We start from the raw sequence: 3,908 nt of genomic DNA, 5'->3' as shown, positions 1-3,908 counted from the left end.
GAGCCGCGCACCGAGCCGCCCGCGCCGGCAGCCGCACCGGCGCCGGTCAGAACGCCGCCGGTGCGCATGAGCGAAGCGACGCCCGACGGCGCGCTGCAGCTCCTCGGTCTGCTCCAGCGCGAGGCGCGCTTCATCGATTTCGTACAGGAGGAGGTCAGCGCTTACCCTGACGCCGACGTCGGCGCCGCCGCGCGCCTGGTGCACGAAGGCTGCCGCAAGGTCCTGCGCGAGAATTTCACACTTGCTCCGGTACGTGGCGAAGCGGAAGGCAGCCGGGTCAGCCTGCCGGTCGGTTTCGACGCCGCGGCGGTGCGCGTCACCGGCAACGTCGTCGGTCAGCCGCCATTCACCGGCAGCCTGACGCACCGCGGCTGGCAGGTCGTCGAGCTGCGCCTGCCCAAGCTGGCACCCGGTCATGAGCTGAAGATCGTTGCCCCGGCGGAGGTCGAACTATGAGTGCACCGCGCTACTCGATCGGCATCGACCTCGGTACGACGCATTGTGCGCTTTCGTACATCGATCTCGCCGGCAGCGACGGCGAGCAGGTGACCCAGGATGTGCTGCCGATTCCGCAGTTGACCGCCCCCGGTTCGCTCGAAGCGCGCGGCCTGCTGCCTTCGTTCATCTACCTGCCGCACGCCGACGAACTGGCGCCAGGCGATCTGGCGCTGCCATGGACCGCCGAGCTCGATCACGCGGTCGGCGAGATGGCCCGCAGCCGCGGCGCGGGAACGCCGATCCGCCTGGTTTCCAGCGCCAAGAGCTGGCTCTGCCACGCTGGCGTCGATCGCCGGGCAGCGATCCTGCCGAACGATGCACCGCCCGAAGTCACCCGCGTGTCGCCGCTCGAGGCCTCGCTGCGCTACCTGTCGCACCTGCGCGCAGCGTGGGAGTACGCGCAGCCGCAGGCGCCCTTTGCCGAACAGGAAGTGGTCGTCACCATCCCCGCCTCGTTCGATCCGGCGGCGCGCGAACTGACCGCCGAAGCGGCACGCGCCGCGGGTTGCGCGCAGTTGATCCTGCTTGAAGAACCGCAGGCGGCGCTCTATAGCTGGATTCAGCAAAGCGCTGGCGCCTGGCGCAAGGCCGTTCGCCCGGGCGACATCATTCTCGTCGTCGACGTCGGCGGCGGCACCAGCGACTTCTCGCTGATCGCGGTCGTCGAAACCGCCGGCAACCTGGAACTGCACCGCGTCGCCGTTGGCGAACATATCCTGCTCGGCGGCGACAACATGGACCTGGCGCTCGCCTACGCGGTCGCCGGCAAGCTCGCCGCCCAGGGGACGCGGCTCGACGCCTGGCAACTGCGTGCGCTGACGCACGCCTGCCGCTCGGCCAAGGAAACGCTGCTCGCCAAGGCCGATGTCGAGAGCGTGCCGCTGGTCATCGCCAGCCGCGGCAGCAAGCTGATCGGCGGCTCGATCCGCAGCGAGCTGACGCGCGCCGAACTCACCACGACGCTGCTCGATGGCTTCTTCCCGGCGGCGGCGATTGGCGATCGCCCACAGGGGCGCGGGCGCGCCGGCCTGACGCAACTCGGCCTGCCCTACGCGCAGGATGCGGCGATCACCCGCCATCTGGCCGCTTTCCTGGCGCGCCAGCGCACGGCCACCGACGATCTCGCCGGGTTCAGTGCGCAGCTCCCGGACGGCGCGACCTTCCTGCATCCGACCGCGGTGCTCTTCAACGGCGGTGTCTTCAAGTCCGAGCTGCTGGCCGAACGGACGCTGGCGACGATCAACGCCTGGCTGAACAGCGAGCAGGCCGCACCGGCGCGCCGCCTGGCCGGCGCCGACCTCGACCTCGCCGTCGCACGTGGCGCGGCTTACTATGGCTACGTCCGACGCGGCCAGGGCGTGCGCATTCGCGGCGGAACGGCGCGTTCGTACTACGTTGCCGTCGAATCGGCAATGCCTGCCGTACCCGGCCTGCAGCCGCCGGTGCAGGCGCTCTGTCTGGCGCCCTTCGGCATGGAGGAAGGCAGCGAAGCCGCCCTGTCCACGCAGGAGTTCGGTCTGGTCGTCGGCGAACAGGTACGCTTCCGCTTCTTCGGGTCGTCGGTGCGCCGGCTCGATCAGGTCGGTACGCTGCTCGAGGAGTGGGCGCCGGAGGAGCTGCAGGAGCTCGACGAGATCCACACGACCTTGCCGAGCGAAGGACGCGCCCCTGGCGCAGTCGTCCGCGTCCGTCTGCACGCGCGCGTCACCGAAGCCGGCACGCTCGAACTGGAAGCGTTGCCGCACGATGGCGCCGAGCGCTGGAAGGTCGAGTTCGACGTGCGCGGCAGCGCGGCAGAATAGGCGATGCGGCGCCCGGCCACGCGCCAGTACATCGTCGGCATCGACCTGGGGACGAGCAACACGGTCGTCGCCTACGCCGCACCAGGCGAGCAGCAGGTCGAACTGCTGCCGATCGAACAACTCGTCGGCCCCGGCCAGGTCGCCGCGCGCCCGCTGCTGCCTTCGGTGCGCTACCACCCGGCGCCCGGCGAGATCAGCCCGGCCGACCGGCTGCTCCCCTGGTCGAACGCCGACGACGAGCCGGCGATCACCGGGCGCCTGGCGCTCGAGCTCGGAGCTCAGGTCCCCGGCCGCCTGGTGAGCAGTGCCAAGAGCTGGTTGTCGCACGCCGCCGTCGACCGGCTGGCGCCGATCCTGCCCTGGGGCGCGGAAGACGATGTGCTCAGGATATCGCCGCTCGAGGCGAGCGCCAGCTACCTCGCGCACGTCCGCGCCGCCTGGCAGCATCGCTTCCCGCAGGCGCCGCTGGCCGAGCAGCAGGTCGTCCTCACCGTTCCCGCGTCATTCGACGAAGGCGCGCGTGCGCTGACGCTGGCCGCCGCCCGGCAGGCCGGGCTGAGCCAACTGCGCCTGCTCGAAGAACCGCAAGCGGCGGTCTACGACTGGCTGCTGCGCCACCAGACCGGGCTCGCCGAAGCCTTGGCCGAAACACGCTTGCTGCTCGTCTGCGATATCGGCGGCGGGACGACCGATCTGACGCTGATCCAGGTGACGCAGCACGAAGGCGAGCCGCGGCTGACGCGCGTCGGCGTCGGCGACCACCTGATGCTTGGCGGCGACAACATGGACCTGGCGCTCGCCCACCTGGTCGAGTCGCGCCTGCCGGAAAGCGAAGGCAAACTCTCGGCAGCGCGCTTTTCGCAGCTCACCGCGCGCTGCCGGGCGGCGAAGGAGCAACTGCTCGCCGCCGGCGCACCGGAAAGCCTGGTGCTGACGCTGCTCGGCGGCGGCGCACGCCTGATCGGCGGCGCGCGCAAGCTTGAACTGCAACGCCAGGAAATCCACCGCCTGCTCGTCGACGGCTTCTTCCCACCCACGCATTACGATACGCCGCTCGCCCAGCGGCGTGGCGGACTGGTCGAGTTCGGCCTGCCCTACCCGGCCGATGCGGCCATCACCCGGCACCTCGCAGCCTTCCTGCGCCGGCACGCGCAGGCCGCCCGCCAGGCGCTGGGCAACGACCAGGCGGCGCTGCCCGTCCCCGACAGCCTGCTGCTCAACGGCGGTGTCTTCCGCGCCGAGGCCCTGCGCCAGCGGCTGCAAGAAACGCTCGCCGAGTGGCGCGGCGAGGCCTTGCGCGTCCTGCACAACGACGATCCGGAAACCGCTGTGGCGCGCGGCGCGGTCGCCTACGCGCTCGTCCGCCAGGGACACGGGCGGCGCATCGGTGGCGGCTCGGCGCGCAGCTATTTTCTCGTTCTCGACGAGGCGAACGGCCAGGCGGGCGGCCCACCGCGCGGCATCTGCCTGCTGCCGCGCGGCAGCGAAGAAGGACGCGAAATCTGCCTGCCCGAGCGCACTTTCAGCCTCCGCCTGGGCCAGCCGGTACGCTTCCACCTCGCCTCGTCAGTCGCCGACACGGCGTATCAGCCCGGCCAGATCAGCCCG

3 protein-coding genes are annotated in these 3,908 nt (G+C 71.0%); all 3 read left to right on the top strand.

Annotated elements, in window-relative coordinates; translation table 11 throughout:
• A partial coding sequence (locus RKP46_RS05000; RefSeq protein ID WP_311105605.1) for a DUF2760 domain-containing protein occupies positions 1 to 456 on the top strand: 456 nt, incomplete at its 5' end.
• Positions 453 to 2,300, top strand: coding sequence for an Hsp70 family protein (locus RKP46_RS04995; protein ID WP_311105604.1), 1,848 nt, complete (start codon positions 453 to 455; stop codon positions 2,298 to 2,300). The genes RKP46_RS05000 and RKP46_RS04995, both read left to right, overlap by 4 nt.
• Before the next feature lie 3 nt (positions 2,301 to 2,303).
• Positions 2,304 to 3,908 (top strand): Hsp70 family protein (locus RKP46_RS04990; RefSeq protein WP_311105603.1); only part of this gene is annotated, 1,605 nt, incomplete at its 3' end.

The sequence above is a fragment of the Accumulibacter sp. genome (genome assembly GCF_031732815.1).
GTDB lineage: Bacteria > Pseudomonadota > Gammaproteobacteria > Burkholderiales > Rhodocyclaceae > Accumulibacter.
Note: the sequence above shows the minus strand (reverse complement) of the source record. Positions and strands in the feature narration are given on the sequence as shown.